Genomic DNA, 14,408 nt, shown 5'->3' on the forward strand with positions numbered 1-14,408 from the left:
GCTGAGCATCGCCGGCACCGGCGGCCCGGCCACGGCGACGACCACCGGCACCGGCAACACCGCGACCGGCGAGGCCTTGCTCACGACCGGCAGCATCGGCTCGGCCTACACCCTGTCCGAAACCGGCGCCGCCGGTGCGAACCTGGCCAACTACACGACCAGCTATACCTGCACCAACGCCCGCGCCGGCGGACAAACGCCGAGCGGCAACGGCAGCAGCTTCAGCCTCACGCCGGTGGCCGGCGACGACCTGACCTGCACGCTCTCCAACACGCGCGCGCCGCTAGCCGATCTGGTGATCACCAAGACCAATACCCCGGGCTCCGGCCCCAACGATCAGAGCGGCGACAGCGTAGTCCGTGGCGCAACGACCCTGTATTCGATCGTGGTTACCAACAACGGCCCCGACGCAGTCACCGGCGCGATCCTGCGCGACCCCATCGCGAACCACAGCAATTTGAGTTGCACGACCCCGCCGACTTGCAGCGGCAGCGCCTGCCCGCTTACCCCGATCACCCTGTCGACGCTCGACACTGGGGTAACCCTCGGCACCTTGGCGAACGGCGCCAGCATTACGGTGACCTTGAGCTGCACGGTGAACTGAGGCGACGGCCTGCGGCCAGAGACGAAAGGCGAAGCGCCGCGACTTTCCGCGTTTCGTTTTTCGTTTTCGCTTTTCGCGTTTCGTCTCTGCGCCTTCGGCCAGCGACAGCGATGATGCGCCCATAGCGGGCGCGTCTACGCAAGTGAATCCCCGCGCAGGCGTCGAGCGACCCGAAGAACGAGGCGTGCCGCTGGCGCTCAAGCCGCCACAGCCTTTCGAGCAGTCGCCGTCATGTTGCTGGCGGGCCTTCGTTCCCTGAAGGCCCCTGCCGTGTGGAAACAACTACCGAGGGAGGGCCACACGTTGCCAGCCTGGCCAGCTTGGCGATTTGGCCGGCGCTGCGCAGTCGGCGGGCACCGCACCGAAGGGTCGGATTTCCCCTACCCACCGTAAGGGCAAGGCCATCGTCGCTACAGGCCGAGGTTTTTGCACAGACACCTCGCCTCGCAGCCGTCGCCGAATCATGTCCTTTCCGCGGCAGGACAGGACGGTCGAATCCAGTTGAACGGCGCACGAGGCCGGGTCCCGTGGCCGCTGCCGGCCCTCATGGCCGACCGATCAGCGATACGAGGATCATCGCCAAACCGATGATCAACAAAAGGTAGAAGTAGCGATCGACACGAGTGCGATAAGACGCCGCGGTATCCCGCAGTTTCTTCGCATTGTCTGCATAGCCCGCGTCCTCGTGAGCGTCGGCGAGCGAATCGAAGCTCGATGCGCCGCCATGGCCGAAGAAAAACCTGAGAATCACGGCGAAAACGATCATGGCTACGCCGCCGCCGAGAAATTCTTCGAGCATCTCGCACCCAGTCCTTTAGTCGATCGGCACATCGTGATGCCGAGCGGCTTGCCCAGAGTTCGTCATGCGACCGTTGCCGGCCAATACCGGGCTCGGCCGGGCGCTCTGTCCGGGTCCGCTTCGATCTGCGCGATGAAGGACCGGATAGACGGAACACGCCGGGCATCGGCCGACGCGCCTTGATGGAGTCTGGCGGCTTGCGGTCGCGAGTCGGCGTTCGCTGTCGGCACCTGTCGCCGAAGCATCCGGCGAAAGGCGCTGCGCGCATCGAAAGAACCGTCGCGTTCGACGCCGGCACGAGCATGGCCGCGCCACAAAAACCAAGGGCCTAGCGCGAACGCTAAGCCCTTGATGCAAATGGTGGCCGGGGAGGGAATCGAACCCCCGACACGGGGATTTTCAATCCCCTGCTCTACCAACTGAGCTACCCGGCCGTTCTTTCACGGTGCGCCGTGAGAGGAGCGGGATGATACGGATGCCGATGGAATCTGGCAAGCCTCATCGGCGCTGAACGAACCACGAGCTCGATGCGACGCTCCGCCACGGCCGGCGCATCATGTCGGCCTAGCCCGCAATGGCGGCCCGCGCCGCCGAGGAGTGGATCATGAAACGCCTTGTTCCGGCCGCTCTCGCCCTGCTCTTGCTGAGCGCCTGCGCGAGCAATCCCAAGATGGACGATGCGCAGCGCCTGGCGCTGTATCGCGCGCATGCCGCCGCGCCCGTCGACAGCTTCCAGTACTTCGGCAGCATCGACGGCTGGACCCCGCTCGGCGACAGCGCGCTCGCGGTGTGGACCAAACCCAACCAGGCCTATCTGCTCGAACTGCAAGGCCGTTGCCCGGACCTCGACTTCGCCTCGGCGATCAGCGTGAGCAATCAGATGGGCCGCGTGCATTCGCGCTTCGACAAGGTCACCGTGCTCGGCCGACAGTCGATCAAGATGCCCTGCTTCATCGGCCGCATCCTTCCGCTCGACGTCAAGGCGATCAAGCAGGCGCAACGCGACATGCGCGAAGCCGGGACGATGCCGGAAGATCCGAAGCCCTGATGTTGTGAAGTCGGCGGACGCGCGGCTTCGCATCGCGCTTAAGCGGCGTTCGATCGAACGCGCGGATGGGCGCGAGCGAACGCATGCACCCGTTGCGAACAGGTCCTCGCACATGCCGCCGGCCACGAGCGGACGGCAGCGCACCGACGTTTAGGCGCTGCAGCGCCAACCGGCGCCCGGCGACGCCGCCCACGATGATTCGCATCCGCGCCTCCGCAGCCCGCCCTCGCCGCCCTCGCCCGAGGCCGCCTGCAGCCGAACGTGACCGGGGTCAGAAAAATCCTACACGGTGCCGCGCGTTCGACCTACTGCGCCGGACCGCGCCTCGGTCCAATCTGTACTTGCCCCGGCAGCACGGTCGATGCGATGACACGGATGCCGCTCAGCAACGGATTAAGGCCGTCACCTTGAGCAGGTGAGCCAGCGGAGTCGGGGCTATTCTTTGCAAGTGTTGGGGAAGTGGGCATGCACGGCGAAACGGAGTTCGCACCGAGGGCCAGGACGGCCAGTCGGTTTGTGCCGCGTGGTCTACGTGGGATTCGTGCATGAAGGCAGCATCGGTGGTCCAGGACATGCTCCACGAGCTGCCTCGCTATCTCCTCGTACTGGCCGCCGTCTCGGTGCTGGCTTTGCTGGCCCAGGCGGCGGCGCCTTCTTCCCCGCTTACCCCCTCGCCCTTGGCCTCGCCCGATCCCTCGCCCAACCTCTCGCCGCTGGCGGGTGGCCGCGACGCGCGCCCGGCGCCGAATCCCCAATCCCCGCCCGCCCAGCGTGGCGGCATGCTGCGCGCAACCGCGGGCCAGCCCCTCGAGCCGGTCGCGACCGCATCGCCCGCGCACGGCGAATCCCGCGCAGCCCGCTGAGCCCCGGCGCCGGGCGTTACCGCAGCGCTCCGTCGACATTCCGTCCGCCGGCACCACCACCCTGACGACGCCACCATTCGCCGTAGTATCCTCGCGGTTCTCATCACGACGGAGCGGCGGCATGAAAGCAGGGTCCTGGATGCGTCTGTTCGGCCTGGCGCTCGCCGCCGCCTTGCTCGCCAGTTGCGGCGGCGGACAGGTCCGCCGCGTCTCCGAGCCCGCCGCCCGCATCCAGCAACTGACCGTGCGCGCCAACGGCAGTTGGGCGGTCGAGGTGCGGATCGAGAACTTCAGCAGCATCCCCATGCGCTTCGACCGTTTCGACCTGCAGCTCAAGCTCGGCGAGGACATCGCCGGCCAGCTCCAGGCCCAGCCGGCGGTTTCGATCGGCCCGGAATCGGCCGACGTGGTCACCGTCAGCCTGACCCCGTCGGGTGCGGCCAAGATCGCCATCGCCGACGCCCTGTCCGGCGGCCGCAGCCTGGCCTACAGCCTCAAGGGCGACATCGCCGCGACCCCCGACGAAGCCAAGCAACGCATCTTCACCATCGAGCGCAGCAGCGCGCTGAGCCCGGCCCCGGGCTTGCCCGGGGTGATGCGCTGAATTCGGGAGTCGGGAATGGGGAATAGGGAATCGGTTGAATCCGCCGCTCCTGTTTCCCTGCCCGAATCCGTCGCTCTCGCCGCGTCCTTGCCGTTTCGATTCCCCTTTCCCTATTCCCCATTCCCGAGCCTATGAGCACCTATAAAGCCCCCCTCGCCGACATGCGTTTCGTCCTGTTCGACGTCCTCGGCGCCGAAGCGCAGTTCCAACGCCTGGGTTACACCGACGCCACCCGCGACGTGCTCGACGCCGTGCTCGAGGAAGGCGCGCGCTTCAACGAAACCGTGCTCGCTCCGCTCAACGCCATCGGCGACCAGATCGGCTGCAGCCACGACAAGGCCACCGGCGCGGTCACCACGCCGCCGGGCTTCAAGCAGGCCTATACCCAGTTCGTCGAAGGCGGCTGGTCCGGCCTCACCGCCGAGATCAAGTTCGGCGGCCAGGGCCTGCCGCACGCGGCCGGCGTGCCGCTCAAGGAAATGATCGACGCGGCCAACCTGGCCTGGGGCAACTTCCCCCTGCTCTCGCACGGCGCCACCGAAGCCTTGCTGCACCACGGCGAGGAGTGGCAGCAGGAAGTCTTCCTCAAGCCGCTGGTCGAAGGCCGTTGGACCGGCACCATGTGCCTGACCGAGCCGCACTGCGGCACCGACCTGGGCCTGCTCAAGACCAAGGCCGAACCGCAGGCCGACGGCAGCTATTCGATCAGCGGCACCAAGATCTTCATCACCGCCGGCGAGCACGACCTCACCGACAACATCATCCACCTGGTGCTGGCGCGCCTGCCCGACGCACCGGCCGGCAGCAAGGGCATTTCCTTGTTCATCGTGCCGAAGATCAAGGTCGCGCGCGACGGCAGCATCGGCGAGGCCAACGCGGTGCGTTGCGGCAGCCTCGAACACAAGATGGGCATCCACGGCTCGGCCACCTGCGTGATGAATTTCGACGGCGCCCAGGGCTATCTGATCGGCCAGCCGCACAAGGGCCTGATGGCGATGTTCACCATGATGAATACCGCCCGCCTCGCCGTCGGCCTGCAAGGCCTGGGCCTGTCCGACCGCGCCCTGCAGAACGCGTTGCGCTACTCGCGCGACCGCCTGCAGATGCGTGCGCTGTCGGGCGCGAAGTTTCCGGAGCTGCCGGCCGATCCGATCATCGTCCACCCCGACGTGCGCCGCATGCTGCTGACCTGCAAGGCGCTGGTGGAAGGCGGCCGGGTGATGGGTTACGCCGCCGCACTGCAGGTCGACATCGCCCACGCCAGCGGCGACGAGAAAGAACGCGCCGAAGCCGATGCGCTGATCGGCTTCATGACCCCGATCGTCAAGGCCTGCCTCACCGAGTGGGGCGTGGAATGCACCTACCACGCGCTGCAGTGCTTCGGCGGCCACGGCTACATCGCCGAGCACGGCATGGAACAGCTCGCCCGCGACGCCCGCATCACCACCTTGTACGAAGGCACCACCGGCATCCAGGCGCTCGACCTGCTCGGCCGCAAGGTCATGCAGCTACAGGGCGCCGGCTTGCGCGTGATGCTGGAGAAGATCGAACGCTTCTGCGCCGACAACGAAGGCAATGCCGCGATCGCCGAATTCATCGGCCCGCTGCGCGCCAAGGCCGGCGAGTGGCAGCAGCTGACGATGGCCGTCGGCAAGCGCGCCGCCGCCAACCCCGACGAGGTCGGCGCGGCCGCCTACGACTACCTGATGTACTCGGGCTATCTCTCGCTGGCCTACTGGTGGGCGCGCAGCGTCGCCGCGAGCGAGGCCTCCTCGCAATCGGCGCGCTTCAAGACCGGCAAGCGCGAAACCGCGCGCTTCTACTTCGCCCGCCTGTTGCCGCGCAGCCAGGCCCACGCGATCGCCATCGGCGCCAGCGTCGAGACCCTCACCGGCCTGGACGCAGAAGCGTTCGACGTCTGAGGCGTCGCCCCGACGATGCGGTTCCGCCGGCCGGCTCCGGCGGAACCGTAGTTTCTACGGCATTCGATCCAGACCAGGCCGCCCCTTCGGACCGGGCGCGCGACCCTTCGCCATCGCAACTACCAAAATCGTCATCAAACGGGTATAAGCTGGATTCCCGATGGAGACCGATAGAGCGAAGATCCGCCTGGTCCGAACCGGAACCCACGCTGAAATGCTTCAGCGTGAGCCGGATGCCACCGGCGTCCCCGATCCTTACTCGCCTTGGGCCGGTCCCCGCGCGGTTCCGCGCAACGCTCTCGAACGACTCAACTCCGTGCGGCTGCTGTCGCTCGATGCGCATGGCCGCGTGCTCGACTGGATGAACTGGCAGGAAGCCAGTTGTCTGTACGTGCGCGGCGCGGTCGCCTGGACCTTGGGCGACCCCTGCCTGGAAGTGCACGGCGGCACCAACCGCCTGACCGGCGAACGCAGCGTGCTCGAACTGCATCCGATCGTCGCCGCGCGCGGCCACGCCCGTCCGAGCGCGCTCGACCCGACCCCGGCCCTGACCAACGCCGCGCTGTTCGCGCGCGACAGCCACCTGTGCATGTACTGCGGCCACGACTTCCACCGCCCGCACCTGACCCGCGACCACGTCGTCCCGGTGTCCAAGGGCGGTCGCGACATCTGGGAGAACGTGGTCGCCGCTTGCTTCCAATGCAACTCGCGCAAGGGCAACCGCACCCCACAGCAGGCCAGTATGCCGCTGCTCGCGGTGCCGTATCGCCCGAGCTGGGTCGAGCATCTGATCCTGTCCAACCGCAACATCCTGGCCGACCAGATGACGTTCCTGAAAAACCAACTGCCGAAGAACGCCCGCCTGAACGCATGAAGGCGTGAACCCCGTCGCAGTATTGAGGCAATAGCCCCGGCCGGGGTGCCGAATAAGGGTCATAAACGACGTATAGCGCGCGTTGACGACAATCCAGTCGTCCCGGACACTCGTCGCAATCGATTTCGTGGACACCTCACAGATGCCTTTGACCCTCGGTCTGACCGGCATGGACCCGGCGACGGAGTCCGCCTTGCAGACGGCCTTCAAGGTCGCCAATGCCCAACTCGGCGGTCACTGGACTCTGCTGCCCGAACAACAGGCCCACTTCGTCGTCGTCGACATGGACAGCATGTACGGCCCGATGAGTTGGCTGCGCCTGCATGCGACCGGCAAGTCGGTGATCGCCCTGACCGCGGCGCAACGCACCCAGGCCGATTTCCTGCTGTCGCATCCCTTCACCAGCGATTCGATCTCCAAGCTGCTCGGCGAGATCGCCTTGCAGTCCGGCCAGGCCCTGCCGACGCCCTCCCCGGCACCCGCACCGGCGACGGTCGAGATCCCGAAACAGCCGCTGACCGACCCGACCGCGGCTCTGCCCGAGGTCGTCGTCGAACTGCTGCAGACCGACCGCGCCCAAGCCAACGCGGCGGCGGCCAAGGCGGCGGCGCAGCAAGCCACACCCGCCCCGGCCGCGACGAATGCACCTGCGCCGGCGGAACCTGCTCTGGCGCCCACGCCGATTCCTGCCGTGGCTCCGGCGGCCGTACCGGCGCCAGTGACCGACGCAATCAGCATCGCCGCGAGCGCTATGCCTGCGACCACGCTCACTCCGACCGGCCCGACCATCACCGCACGCGGCGACGGCCTGCTCGACTGGCTGGTGCCCGGCCGCCTGCGCGGCCTGTTGCGCGTGGCCCAGGGCAACGATCGCTTGTTGATCGACGCCGACCAGCGCAAGTACCACGGCCCGGCCGCACTCAAGCCGCTGGCCGACTGGTTCGACCGCGGTTTCGCCGCCTCCGATTTCGAAGTCGTGCCAGCCGCGCAGTGGGAGACCGCCGCTAACGAACTCGGCGCCCCGATGCCGCTGACGCGCCTGGTCTGGTTCGGCAACCTGCTCGCCGGCCAGGGCCGCCTCGCCCCGGGCTACGACCCGCAGCGCCGCTACCGCATGACCAAGTGGCCGCAGACCGAACGCGAGTATCCCAAGCACTTCCGCATCGCCACGGTGATGATGAAGGCGCTCGCGACCGTGGCCGAGATCGCCGAAGCCAGCGGCGTCACCGAAGCCGAAGTCGCCGATTTCATCAACGCCAGCCTCGCCACCGGTTTCGCCGAGCCCGAGGGCGACCCGACTCCGGTCGAGCCGGCCAAGTCCAGCGGCGGCCTGTTCGGGCGTTTGCGCGGCCGCTGAGCCGCGCCTGCGGCAATCCGCCGCGGCGTCCGGTTTTTCCCCGGCACGGCGCCTTGCCGTGCCTGCTGTCTGAACATGAAGCGGCCGGACTTCTTGCTCGCCTCACGCGGGGGCGGGACAATGACCGACTAGCTGAAGACAGATGGTCGTAATGATCGATTCGCAGCGCTACCCGCGTCTTTCCCGTATTCAGGTCCCCGCCGACCTGCGCCGGTTCCCCGAAGAGGAGCTCCCGGCGATCGCCGAGGAACTGCGCGCCTACCTGATCGAACAAGTCGCGCTGGTGGGCGGCCATTTCGGCGCCGGGCTCGGCGTGATCGAACTCACCGTGGCCTTGCACTGGCTGTACGAAACCCCGGTCGACCGACTGGTGTGGGACGTCGGCCACCAGTGCTACCCGCACAAGATCCTCACCGGCCGTCGCGACGAGATCCACACCGTCAAGCAGAAGGATGGCGTGGCGCCGTTTCCGAAGCGTGACGAATCCGATTACGACACCTTCGGCGTCGGCCACAGTTCGACCTCGATCTCGGCCGCGCTCGGCATGGCGCTCGCGCTGCAGCACGCCGGCGACGAGCGCAAGGTCGTGGCGGTGATCGGCGACGGCGCGATGACCGCCGGCATGGCCTTCGAGGCGCTGGCCCACGCCGGCGGCCTGGAAGATCCCGAGCCGAACATGCTGGTGATCCTCAACGACAACCAGATGTCGATCTCCGAGAACGTCGGCGGCGTCACCAAGATGCTCGGCCGCCTCACCAGCAGCCGCACCCTCAACGCGATCCGCGAAGGCGGCAAGAAGCTGCTCGGCGACAAGCGCAAGCCGGCCGCGAAGTTCGTGCGCCGCTGGGAAGAGCACTGGAAGGGCATGTTCGTGCCCTCGACCTTCTTCGAGGAAGTCGGCTTCCACTACACCGGCCCGATCGACGGCCACGACCTGCCCGCGCTGCTGCACGCGATGAAGACGCTCAAGGGCCTCAAGGGCCCGCAGCTGCTCCACATCATCACCACCAAGGGCAAGGGCTACGAACTCGCCGAGGACGATCAGATCGGCTATCACGCGGTCGGCCCGTTCGACCCCGAGAAGGGCCTGATCAGCAAGCCCGGCGCGAAGAAGCCGAGCTATACCGATATTTTCAGCGAGTGGCTGTGCGACATGGCCGCCGCCGACGAACGCCTGCTCGGCATCACTCCGGCGATGCGCGAAGGCTCCGGCCTGGTGCGCTTCAGCAAGGAATATCCGAAGCGTTACTTCGACGTCGCCATCGCCGAGCAGCACGCGGTGACGCTGGCGGCCGGCATGGCCTGCGAAGGCGCCAAGCCGGTGGTGGCGATCTACTCCACCTTCCTGCAGCGCGGCTACGACCAATTGGTGCACGACGTCGCCATCCAGAACCTCGACGTGCTGTTCGCGATCGACCGCGGCGGCGTGGTCGGGCCGGACGGCGCGACCCACGCCGGCAACCTCGACCTGTCCTACCTGCGCTGCGTGCCGAACATGGTGGTGATGGCGCCGGCCGACGAAGACGAGTGCCGCAAGATGCTCAGCACCGGGCATCGTTACGAAGGCCCGGCGGCGGTGCGTTATCCGCGCGGCACCGGCCCCGGCGTGGCGATCCAGCCGAGCCTCGACACCTTGCCGATCGGCAAGGCCGACCTGCGCCGCAGCGGCTCGCGCGTCGCCCTGCTCGCGTTCGGCGCGATCGTGCCAGCGGCCGAACAGGTCGGCGCCGAACTCGGCCTGACCGTGGTCAACATGCGCTTCGTCAAACCGCTCGACCGCGCCCTGATCCTGGAACTGGCCAAGACCCACGAAGGCTTCGTCACCCTCGAGGACAACGTGGTCGCCGGCGGCGCCGGCAGCGGCGTGGCCGAATTGCTCGCAGCCGAAGGCATCGTCCTGCCGATCCTCCACCTGGGCCTGCCCGACGAATTCCAGCACCACGCCAGCCGCGAGCAACTGCTCGCCGAAGCGGGACTGGATGCGGCCTCGATCCGCGCCTCGATCCTGCGCCGCTGGCCGCAGATGAGCGCGGCACCAGTGCAGACGGCGATCGGGTGATCGCGTCGAACAGAGCCAGCTTGGTGCGTAGCGCTAAAGCTGGCTTGTCTCTGGTGAGCCTCGCAGCTGTCTGCACCTCATCGGCCTCGGGCGCGACATCCGATTACGACCATTTGTACGCGCGCGTCTCGCATTCCTGCGATGCGCCCTATTCGCTTCAGGTCACCCTGAGCAACCCAGGCAAGAACGATATCCAAGTGATGCCGGGCGGCTTGCCCTGGTCCACGAATGCGAACCACATTCGCATCCGCGGCTATGAAGTACAGCGTGGACAAGCTGCGAAGCGCCTGCCTGTCATAAGGATCATCGACGACCCGATGCGCACCGACGGCGAGGTCATTCCCGCACGCAGTTCGTTATCGGGCGAGGTCGAATTGCGTTATTCGTTCGAGTACGTCGGCTTCGACGACTTGAGCAAGATTCCGGTCCTGATCAAGATCGATTTCCCCATGCCATCGACTTATCCCGGGCCGCCGCAGTTCGAGCACCGAGTTCACAACGTCGTCGTACACGGGCCTTCGATTGAACTGTATGTCCCCGCACGCCGCCGCTTCGGCACGCCGTGCCCGGTATTCACAGTGCTGCCAGGATCATCCGGCAAAGTAGTCGACCGCAGCCGACCTACCCCATCCAAACCGGCATCAGCACCAGCGCGCTGAGCACGCTGGCGATGGCGATGCGGGTGCTCGCGCGCGGCGCGAGCGTCATCAACAAGGTCCAGGCCAGCGCCGACAGCATCAGCGCCGCGCACCAGAATACCGGCCCCTGCGACCAGCCCCAGCCGGTAACGAACAGGGCGAAGTCGAGCACGAGCAAACACCAACCGGCCGCGCGCAGCCAACGGCCGCGGCGCGGGTCGAACGCACGCGCGAACAACTGCCGGTGATGCTTCTCGAGTCCGAGACTGAGCAGACACCAGGCCGCGACACCGAGACTGAAACCCAACCACAGCATGCGACGCTCCTCAGTGATCGGCCACGGCCGTTTCGTCGACCACGGCATCGCCACGCGCCGCGCGGCCGCGCCCCGGACGCGCCGGCGCCGGCTGGCGCGCCTTGGCGAACGAATGCCGGGCGAGCCAGGCGAAACCGAGGCACAAACCGAGCGCGGTCAGGTCGACGCCGGCCAGGGCCCAGTCGCCGCGCGCGATCGTCGCGAACACATGGCTCCGTGGCGACGTCGCCAGGTTGACCAGCGGAATCAGCGCGCAGGCGACGGCGTTGAGGGCGAAGAAATGGCCCCAGCCACGGCTGCGCACCGCCGGGATCGCGGCGTACAACGAGGCCAGGATCCAGACCGCGCAGAACACGCCGATCTCCCAGCTTGCGCGTTCCGCCGTCGTGGCCGGGATCAAGCGATTGGCGATCAACATCGCCGCGCTCGCCAGCGGCATGCCGCCGACCACGCCGAGATTCAGCGCCTGCACCAGCCCATAGCCCGACCAGCCGCCGGCTTCGGCGACCTTCTTCGCGCGCTTGGCGACCCAGACTTGCATACCGCTGGCGATCATCACGCAACCGGCCAGGCCGAGCACGAAGTACAGCCAACGCAAGGCGCTACCGCCCCACTGCGCCATGTGCAGGCCGCCGAGGAAGGTATAGGTCTTATAGCCGGACTTGAACGCGCCCGACTCGTGCAACAGCTTGCCGTCGTTGGCGTCGTAAAAGACCTGGTCGAAATTCCACGCCACCGCACGGCTGTGATCGCCGCCGAACGAGATCGTCGCGCTGGTGTCGTCCGGGTGGTGCACGCTGACCCAGGAGATCGGCTGGCCCAGGCGTTCGCGCGCGTCGGCGATCAACTTGTCGATCGGATAGATCGACTTCAGCGGCTGGTGCGTTTCCGGGCGCTCGTAACTGTCGCTGGCTTCGACATAGAACTTCTCGACGTCGCCGTCGTAGGCCGCGAGCAGCCCGGCCGGCATGTAGTTGGCGACGAAGATCGCCACGCCGGTGTAGGCGATCATCAGATGGAACGGCAGGCCGAGCACGCCGGTGAGGTTGTGGCCGTCGAGCCAGGCGCGCTGTCCGCCGCTGGCGGGGCGGAAGGTGAAAAAATCCTTGAAGATGCGCTTGTGGATCACGATGCCGGTCAGGATCGCGATCAGCATGAACATGCCGGCGATGCCGACGATGTACATGCCCCAGGTTTCCGAATGCAGGTTGTAGTGCAAGGTGAAGAAGAACTCGCCGCCGGCGGTTTCCGGTATCGCCTGGCCGGTGCTGGTGTCGATGCTGATCGCGTCGTGCGGGCCGGCGTCGTAATACACCGCCGATTGCAGCGCCGGGCTGCGCTCGCTCGGCAAGGTCACGTAATAGGCGTGCGGATGCGGCTTGGCGATGCCCTGCAGGCCTTCGATAGTCCGGCTCAGGTCGATGTTCGCGACCGGGGTCTTGCCGTGCAGCGCCGGCTGCATCCAGTGCGTCAGTTCTTTGTCGAAGCAGGCGATGGTGCCGCCGACGAAAATCACGAACAGCAGCCAGCCGATCACCAGACCGGCCCAGGTATGCAGCCAGGCCATCGCCTGCGAGAAGGTGTTCTTCATGCGCGCGGGCTCACGGTCGGGCACCGAATTCGGGGAACAACGCGGCGATGCCGTACAAGGCGATCGCCCATAGCGCCGGCGCCCAGCACGCACGCCAGGGCGTGCGCGCGGCGAAGGCGTACATCGCGACGCCGCACCAGACGAAGAAACACAGCAGGCTTGCGGTAACGACCCGATCGTTACGCCCCAGCGGCAACACCAGGGTCAGGAAGGCGGTCGAGGCGTAGGCGACGGCGTAGCCGATCGCGAAGGCGGCGAATGCGCGCACCGCGACTTCGCCGCGATAGCGCCACGACAAGGTCGGGCGTGGCTTGCGGGCGGGCACGGAAGCCGCAGGAGCGAAGGTCTGGGTCATACGCGGATCATGGCCTGGCCGGTCCCCGCGGCACTCCGGCCGGATGGATGGCGAAGCGTGCTCGGAGCGTGCTTGTAATGGGGCGAGCTGCCAGTCTAATTGGCAATGGTTCTCATTTGCAAACCACTCGCATCGCGCCGCATCCTGCCGGGCGCTCCACCCCGCCGTGCTGGCAAGTCGTGACCAAGTCATGGCCGCGCCGTGGCCGAGCGGTCGCTCGACCGAGCTTGCGAACCGGCGCAGTCGCGCACCGGCGCACAGTCCGTACAAGTCCAATACAACTCTGACCCACAGTCCGCCCCCGGGACCGGCTACGATCCCGGCTTCCGCTGAGTCCCATCCCCCGCTCAGGAGCGTCACGGATGCGTCGTGCCCTTTTTGCCGTACTGCTGTTGGCCTCCACCGCCCTCGCCCAGCCCGCTGCCCACGCCCAGCAGGCCGCGCCGCCGGCCGGCGACATCCGCGATCTCGACACCCTGGTCGTCACCGGCGAGCAGCCCGGGCCGGGCATGTGGAAGGTCGTGCGCGGCGGCCACGTGCTTTGGATCCTCGGCACCCTGAGCCCGCTGCCGAAGGACATGACCTGGCTGTCGCGCGATGTCGAAGCGGCGATCGCCGAGTCGGAGGAAGTGATCGCCCCGCCCTCGGTCAACTTCGGCACCGAGCTCGGCATGCTGCGCACGATGATGCTGATCCCGACCGCGCTGAAGGCGCGCAAGAATCCCGACGGCAAGACCTTGCAGGAAATCGTCCCGGCCGACCTCTATGCGCGCTGGCTGACGCTCAAGGCGCGCTACATCGGCCGCGACGGCGGCGTCGAGAAATGGCGGCCGATCTTCGCCGCGCAGGAACTCTACGAAGCGGCGATCCGCCAGTCCGGGATGACGCTCAAAGGCGTGGTCCAGCCGGTGGTCGAGAAGACAGCGAAGCAACATGGCGTGCCGATCGTCGAGGCCCGGGTCACGGTCAAGATCGAAGACCCGAAGGCTGCGCTCAAGGAGTTCTCGGCCAGCGCGCTCGACGACCGCGAGTGCTTCGCCAAGACCTTGTCGCGCATCGAAGGCGACCTGGAGTCGATGCGCGCACGCGGCAACGCCTGGGCGGTCGGCGACATCGCCAGCCTGCGCACCCTGCCGCAAGGCGATCAATACCGCACCTGCCTGGAAGCCCTGGCCACCACCGGCGTCGCCAAACGCCTGGGGTTCGGCGATCTGCGCGAGCGCGTCACCGCGACCTGGCTCGAACGCGCGCAAGACTCGCTGGCGAAGAACCGCAGCACCTTCGCGACCTTGCCGGTGTCGGACCTGCTCGAACGCGGCGGCCTGCTCGACCGTCTGCGCGAACAGGGCTATACCGTCGAAGATCCCTGAGCGGCAGC

14 protein-coding genes and 1 tRNA gene are annotated in these 14,408 nt (G+C 67.2%); 10 read left to right on the forward strand and 5 right to left on the reverse strand.

Translation table 11 applies throughout. The features are described from left to right. Nucleotides 1-604: prealbumin-like fold domain-containing protein (locus EX88_RS0102085; protein WP_031370362.1), on the forward strand; the 604-nt coding region annotated here is incomplete at its 5' end. A 544-nt stretch (nt 605-1,148) separates the two neighbouring features. Here EX88_RS0102085 and EX88_RS0102090 read toward each other — a convergent pair. Together EX88_RS0102090 and EX88_RS0102095 are read right to left on the reverse strand one after the other, a co-directional pair. Then, nucleotides 1,149-1,403: a hypothetical protein gene (locus EX88_RS0102090; protein WP_031370363.1), complete on the reverse strand. Its 255-nt coding sequence runs from the start codon at nt 1,401-1,403 to the stop codon at nt 1,149-1,151. 358 nt (nt 1,404-1,761) lie between these two features. Beyond that, nucleotides 1,762-1,837, reverse strand: a tRNA-Phe gene (locus EX88_RS0102095). A gap of 170 nt (nt 1,838-2,007) precedes the next feature. Between EX88_RS0102095 and EX88_RS0102100 the strand changes: the two genes are divergently transcribed. From EX88_RS0102100 to EX88_RS25665, 8 genes are all read left to right on the forward strand, one after another. Further along, complete coding sequence (locus EX88_RS0102100; RefSeq protein WP_031370364.1) at nt 2,008-2,451, forward strand: DUF6491 family protein; 444 nt, start codon at nt 2,008-2,010, stop codon at nt 2,449-2,451. A gap of 545 nt (nt 2,452-2,996) precedes the next feature. Then, nucleotides 2,997-3,314, forward strand: coding sequence for a hypothetical protein (locus tag EX88_RS0102105; protein ID WP_031370365.1), 318 nt, complete (start codon nt 2,997-2,999; stop codon nt 3,312-3,314). A gap of 121 nt (nt 3,315-3,435) precedes the next feature. After that, on the forward strand, nt 3,436-3,918 hold the full coding sequence (locus EX88_RS0102110) for an LEA type 2 family protein (RefSeq protein ID WP_031370366.1): 483 nt from the start codon (nt 3,436-3,438) through the stop codon (nt 3,916-3,918). Nucleotides 3,919-4,049: 131 nt separating this feature from the next. After that, nucleotides 4,050-5,840 (forward strand): acyl-CoA dehydrogenase C-terminal domain-containing protein, encoded by a 1,791-nt coding sequence (locus EX88_RS0102115; protein ID WP_031370367.1) that lies wholly within the window; start codon nt 4,050-4,052, stop codon nt 5,838-5,840. A 160-nt stretch (nt 5,841-6,000) separates the two neighbouring features. Then, the gene (locus tag EX88_RS0102120; RefSeq protein WP_081930556.1) at nt 6,001-6,714 is read left to right on the forward strand and encodes an HNH endonuclease; all 714 of its coding nucleotides are present in this window, start codon (nt 6,001-6,003) and stop codon (nt 6,712-6,714) included. Between the two features lie 142 nt (nt 6,715-6,856). Then, a complete protein-coding gene (locus tag EX88_RS26410; RefSeq protein ID WP_031370369.1) occupies nt 6,857-8,071 on the forward strand; it encodes a hypothetical protein in 1,215 nt (404 codons plus the stop codon). Nucleotides 8,072-8,222: 151 nt separating this feature from the next. Next, on the forward strand, nt 8,223-10,130 hold the full coding sequence (gene dxs / locus EX88_RS0102130; protein ID WP_031370370.1) for a 1-deoxy-D-xylulose-5-phosphate synthase: 1,908 nt from the start codon (nt 8,223-8,225) through the stop codon (nt 10,128-10,130). Nucleotides 10,131-10,183: 53 nt separating this feature from the next. Continuing rightward, on the forward strand, nt 10,184-10,789 hold the full coding sequence (locus EX88_RS25665; protein WP_152566057.1) for a hypothetical protein: 606 nt from the start codon (nt 10,184-10,186) through the stop codon (nt 10,787-10,789). Here the strand turns inward: EX88_RS25665 and EX88_RS0102140 are convergent. From EX88_RS0102140 to EX88_RS0102150, 3 genes are read right to left on the reverse strand one after another with little or no spacing between them, the layout of a single operon-like run. Beyond that, the gene (locus EX88_RS0102140; RefSeq protein ID WP_031370371.1) at nt 10,752-11,084 is read right to left on the reverse strand and encodes a DUF3325 domain-containing protein; all 333 of its coding nucleotides are present in this window, start codon (nt 11,082-11,084) and stop codon (nt 10,752-10,754) included. The two genes, EX88_RS25665 and EX88_RS0102140, sit on opposite strands and share 38 nt — an antisense overlap. Nucleotides 11,085-11,094: 10 nt before the next feature. After that, entirely contained in the window at nt 11,095-12,675 is a 1,581-nt protein-coding gene (locus tag EX88_RS0102145; RefSeq protein WP_051884324.1) for a PepSY-associated TM helix domain-containing protein, read from the reverse strand. Nucleotides 12,676-12,685: 10 nt separating this feature from the next. Further along, nucleotides 12,686-13,030 (reverse strand): hypothetical protein, encoded by a 345-nt coding sequence (locus tag EX88_RS0102150; protein WP_200875789.1) that lies wholly within the window; start codon nt 13,028-13,030, stop codon nt 12,686-12,688. Nucleotides 13,031-13,392: 362 nt separating this feature from the next. Here EX88_RS0102150 and EX88_RS0102155 point away from each other — a divergent pair, with 362 nt between their 5' ends. Further along, on the forward strand, nt 13,393-14,400 hold the full coding sequence (locus EX88_RS0102155) for a TraB/GumN family protein (RefSeq protein ID WP_031370374.1): 1,008 nt from the start codon (nt 13,393-13,395) through the stop codon (nt 14,398-14,400). Nucleotides 14,401-14,408 lie beyond the last annotated feature (8 nt).

This window comes from Lysobacter antibioticus (assembly GCF_000731095.1).
In the GTDB taxonomy this organism is placed as follows: domain Bacteria; phylum Pseudomonadota; class Gammaproteobacteria; order Xanthomonadales; family Xanthomonadaceae; genus Lysobacter; species Lysobacter antibioticus_B.